General features: G+C 42.8%; 5 protein-coding genes. All 5 read right to left on the bottom strand.

Going from position 1 to position 4,363, the window contains the following annotated elements; all coding sequences use genetic code 11:
- Nucleotides 1-28: 28 nt before the first annotated feature.
- Nucleotides 29-1,075 carry a dTDP-glucose 4,6-dehydratase gene (gene rfbB, locus SORDD27_RS00655; protein ID WP_061426741.1) on the bottom strand — a complete coding sequence of 349 codons (1,047 nt, stop codon included), beginning with the start codon at nt 1,073-1,075 and terminating at the stop codon, nt 29-31.
- An 18-nt stretch (nt 1,076-1,093) separates the two neighbouring features.
- Complete coding sequence (locus SORDD27_RS00650) at nt 1,094-1,687, bottom strand: dTDP-4-dehydrorhamnose 3,5-epimerase family protein (protein ID WP_061426739.1); 594 nt, start codon at nt 1,685-1,687, stop codon at nt 1,094-1,096.
- On the bottom strand, nt 1,688-2,557 hold the full coding sequence (gene rfbA, locus SORDD27_RS00645) for a glucose-1-phosphate thymidylyltransferase RfbA (protein WP_061426737.1): 870 nt from the start codon (nt 2,555-2,557) through the stop codon (nt 1,688-1,690).
- A 48-nt stretch (nt 2,558-2,605) separates the two neighbouring features.
- Nucleotides 2,606-3,658 (bottom strand): glycosyltransferase, encoded by a 1,053-nt coding sequence (locus SORDD27_RS00640; protein WP_061426735.1) that lies wholly within the window; start codon nt 3,656-3,658, stop codon nt 2,606-2,608.
- A 27-nt stretch (nt 3,659-3,685) separates the two neighbouring features.
- A partial coding sequence (locus SORDD27_RS00635; RefSeq protein ID WP_196755609.1) for a UDP-galactopyranose mutase occupies nt 3,686-4,363 on the bottom strand: 678 nt, incomplete at its 5' end.

Here is a 4,363-nt window from a genome sequence, read left to right as displayed (position 1 = left end):
GGGGTCGTCTTGCTTTTTTAGTATCTGATTATTTAATCACTTGTTGCGTTTTAGCATAGTTAGCCTCTACCGCTTCTTTTTCAGATTTCCACCAGTCTTGGTTGTCTGTATACCATTTGATGGTCTCTTTGAGGCCTGCTTTAAAGTTGGTAAACTCTGGCTTCCACCCTAGTTCATCACGAAGCTTGCTAGCGTCGATAGCATAACGAAGGTCATGACCAGCTCGGTCCGTCACATGGTCATAAGCATCAGCTGGTTGGCCCATTTCCTTGAGAATGAGTTCCAGGACTTCCTTATTGTTCTTCTCACCATCCGCACCAATCAAGTAGGTTTCCCCGATTTGACCTTTGGTTAGAATCGTCCAAACACCTGATGAATGGTCATTGGTGTGAATCCAGTCACGGACATTCTTACCTTCACCATAGAGTTTTGGCTTGATACCACTCAAGATATTGGTGATTTGGCGCGGAATAAACTTCTCGATATGTTGGTAAGGACCATAGTTGTTTGAACAATTGGAAATAGTCGCTTTAACACCAAATGAGCGAACCCAAGCTTTGACAATCAGGTCTGAAGCCGCCTTGGTTGATGAGTATGGCGAGCTGGGATTGTACTTGGTTTCAGCTGTAAACTTCTCACCTGGACCTTCTCCATGACCTGGCAAATCTTCACGCAGAGGCAGGTCCCCATAGACTTCATCAGTTGACACATGGTGGAAGCGAAGGTCGTATTTACGTGCTGCTTCCAAAAGAGTGTAGGTCCCGATGAAGTTGGTATGGATAAAGGGACTCGGATCATTGAGCGAGTTGTCATTGTGACTTTCTGCCGCATAATGAACGATAGCATCCGCTTCAGCTGCCAGCTTGTCTACCAAGACTGCATCAGCAATATCTCCAACAACCAACTCAACACGATCACCTATAATTTCTTCAATATTGGCACGATTACCCGCATAAGTCAGCTTGTCCAGTACTGTCACATGGACGTCTGGAAAGTTATTATAAACATAATGAACAAAGTTAGAACCGATAAAACCAGCCCCACCTGTCACGATGATATTTTTGTATTCAGTCATTTTTATTCCCTAATTTTTTTACAAATCTTCTTTTCTCAGAGGTTTGACATCCTTAAGTAGGGGATGATGTTTATCAGCTTCTGAGACTTCTGCTGCTTCTAGGTTTTCCCACTCGATTCCCAAGGCTGGGTCTGCATAGTTGACAAAGGCATATTTAGGCTTGAGCTCAAGTGCCCAGTAGTCATTGACCAGATAGCTATAAGCAACTGTATCCGAGAGTACTTGGAAACCATTGGCTACGCCACGAGGGACAAAGATTCCCTTACTTGCATCAATCTCTGTCTGATAAACATTTCCAAAAGTCTCACCTTCACGTAGGTCAACCCAAGAACCCAGAACTTTCCCATCATCTGCTACTGAGATATACTTGTCCCAAGGTTCGGCATGGAGGCCTCGGAGAACATTTTTACGAGAAAAGCTGACGTTGTTTTGCAGTTTCCCTTCAGCAAAGAAGCTTTCAGGGAAGCCAAGTGGTAGCATCTTTTCTTTCTGGAAATTTTCCTTAAACCAGCCACGATTGTCACCATGAACCGGAATGTCAAACTCTAACAAACCTGGAATGGCATCAATCTTGTGCACTGCAAGTGTTTTGCCGAAAAAATTATCTGTCATCTATATTTCTCCAATCAAACGGAGCAAGTATTGCCCGTATTCATTCTTCTTGAGAGGTTGCGCCAATTCCAGTACATCTTCACGGCTGATATAACCCATTCGATAGGCAATTTCTTCCAGATTTGCAACCTGAAGATTTTGCATTCTTTGAACCGTTTCGATATATTGGGAAGCCTCTAACAAGCTCTCGTGTGTCCCAGTATCCAACCAAGCAAAACCACGGCCCATCACCTCAACATACAAATCCCCACGCTTCAAATAAGCATTGTTGACATCTGTGATTTCCAACTCGCCACGAGCACTCGGTTTGATCTGTTTGGCAATCTCCACAACATCATTATCATAGAAATAAAGACCTGTCACTGCATAGTTGGATCGAGGATTCTCCGGTTTTTCTTCTATGGAAATAGCATTCATGTCTTCATCAAACTCGACCACACCAAAACGCTCTGGATCCTTCACTTGGTAGCCAAAAACAGTCGCACCCTTCTCTTTCTTGGCTGCCTTTTGAAGCATTTTGCTCAAACCAGGTCCATGATAGATATTATCGCCTAAAATCAAGGCAACACTATCGTCACCAATAAATTCTTCACCAATAAGAAAAGCCTGAGCAAGTCCGTCGGGACTAGGCTGTTCCGCATAGGAAAGCTTGATCCCAAATTCGGAACCATCCAAGAGCAGGTCCTTAAAACGGGGCAAATCCTGTGGTGTTGAGATGATCAAAATGTCCTTAATCCCTGCCAACATCAAGGTTGACAAAGGATAGTAAATCATGGGTTTATCATAAACCGGCATCAGCTGTTTTGACGCAGCTCGAGTAAGTGGGTACAGGCGCGTTCCCGAACCACCCGCAAGAATAATACCTTTCATAATGAAGTAACCTTTCTAACGAACTGATTAATGAGTAGCTTCAAATTCTTACTTCAATTTAGAAATAGCCGATTTCAGATAATCACCATTTCGAAGCGCTACTCCTACTTGTCTGGCATTAGCCGACAGTGCCATGTAATCTTGATCAGTCAAATCGTCTAGTGCCTTTTGGAGGTCATGTAAAGAATCAACTGCTACCCCACACTGTTTGTCCAGTATAAAGTGGGACAGAGCCGATTCCTTCCACACTACTAGTGGGAAACCTGACGCCAAATAAAGAGAAGCCTTGTGCGAGTTGTTAAAGCGTAGATAGTTTCCGTAAGAACCTTGGCAGGTTTCTGAGCTGTCTCCGTCCCAGACCAAACCAAAACTACCTTCAAGAGCAGCGGGGAGGTCATCTGGCATAAAGGAACCAAAGTAGCTAGTGTTTTTCAATGCACGACTTTCATCGTAGCCCACCCCATACAAGTTATAGGCGGGCTGGTCTGGCAAGTTATAAAGATAACCTGACTTTGCAGGGTTCAAATTTCCAGCTACAATAATAGGCTGGTCTTTTTGGAGATTTGGTTTTTCAGCAAAGTTTGGAATCAGATAGTCAAAAATCTCCAAGCTAACCATTTTATCTGCTGGCACTCCTTGACCTACCAGAACTTTCTTCATGATATCGTTATGAACGATAATGCCATCCACTGACATCAAGGCTTTCTTTTCCTGGAAGTAATTGCGCACTTTATGACGAAATTTCACTTCTGAACCTGCTGCATGACGCAAGGTTTCAATATCATGGATCAACAGATAGAATTTTGCTCCTCTTTTTTGCGCCTGCTTGATGAGTTGTGAGATGAAAAATGTATGGTGGATAATAGGGAACTGAATCACCAATTCATCTCCAGCTCCCAACTGATCAAACACAGACTTGGTCGCACGATATTTGTGTTGTTGAGCTTTAAAGAAATTCATCTTATACCAATTCTCAACCTTGAGCTCCAAGCCCTCATAGCCCTCTGAGATTAGAATAGCTTCCACGTCATTTCGCGCCTTACTCCCTGCATTCTTTTCGTGTGCATTATGCAGAAATGAATCCTTCAGATAATATTTCACCTTTTCTCCCCTTTATCTGTGATGTTCTTAGATGCTCCCTAGTTCTTCTTCTACCACATCCAATGCACGTTCAACAGTCACATGCATATCATAGTATTTATAATCTGCCAAGCGACCACAGAAGATCACGCGTCCATTTTTCTCAGCTTCTGCTAGATACTGCTCATAAATAGCATTGTTTTTGGCATCATTGATTGGATAGTAAGGTTCATCTCCTCTTTTCCAATCTGCTGGATATTCTCGAGTAATAACCGTCTTGTCCTGAGTCCCAAACTCAAAATGTTTGTGTTCGATGATACGCGTATAAGGAATATCACGTTCAGTATAGTTGACTACAGCATTTCCTTGATGATTTTCTTGGTCCAGAATCTCATGCTCAAAACGGAGACTACGATACTCAAGTTCACCAAACTTGTAGTCAAAGAACTGATCAATCATCCCCGTGAAAACAATCTTATTCGCTGAAGCCTCCAAGTTCTCACGATCAGCAAAGAAATCTGTATTAAGCTCTACTTCGATTCCTTCCAACAACTTTTCGATGATGACATTGTAACCACCAATTGGAATCCCTTGGTAACGGTCATTGAAATAATTGTTATCATAGGTCAATCGAACAGGTAAACGCTTGATGATAAAGGGTGGTAGTTCAGTAGCAGAACGCCCCCATTGCTTTTCGGTGTAGCCCTTGATTAGCTTTTCATAAAC

Origin of the sequence: Streptococcus oralis (genome assembly GCF_001579025.1) — a bacterium.
In the GTDB taxonomy this organism is placed as follows: domain Bacteria; phylum Bacillota; class Bacilli; order Lactobacillales; family Streptococcaceae; genus Streptococcus; species Streptococcus oralis_X.
Note: the sequence above shows the minus strand (reverse complement) of the source record. Positions and strands in the feature narration are given on the sequence as shown.